At 68.3% G+C, this 357-nt stretch carries 1 protein-coding gene; it reads right to left on the bottom strand.

Features of this window, described 5'->3' with window-relative positions; all coding sequences use genetic code 11:
• The coding region (locus ADK54_RS16665; protein WP_159047787.1) for an ArsR family transcriptional regulator at nucleotides 1-189 on the bottom strand (189 nt) is incomplete at its 3' end.
• Nucleotides 190-357: the final 168 nt, after the last annotated feature.

Genomic DNA, 357 nt, shown 5'->3' with positions numbered 1-357 from the left:
GGATGCTTCCATGCCCACGGCCTCGGCGAGGTCGCCGACCGCGCAGGGGCCCTCCTGGAGACGGGCCAGGATGTACAGCCGTGAGGGGGTCGCCAGGGCCTGGAGGGTGGCGGCGACATCGGTGGCTCCCGCCGCATCCAGGCGCTCGCGGGCGGTGGCGGGGTTCTTGTCGTCGGCTCCGTGACCCATGCCGCCCATCCTACCGAGAACACATGAAGAACTGTTCAGGCGTTCCTGTACGGTGGATGTGTCGCCTTGCTTCCGCCCTGAAGGGTTGCTTTGTCATGCCTTCTGACCTGCTCCAGCGGCCCGGACGGGCAGCTCCGGCCTTTTCGGGTACGGCGCCGAAGCGCCGTA

It is taken from the genome of Streptomyces sp. WM6378 (genome assembly GCF_001279695.1).
GTDB lineage: Bacteria > Actinomycetota > Actinomycetes > Streptomycetales > Streptomycetaceae > Streptomyces.
This window is presented reverse-complemented; position numbering and strand designations above follow the sequence as displayed.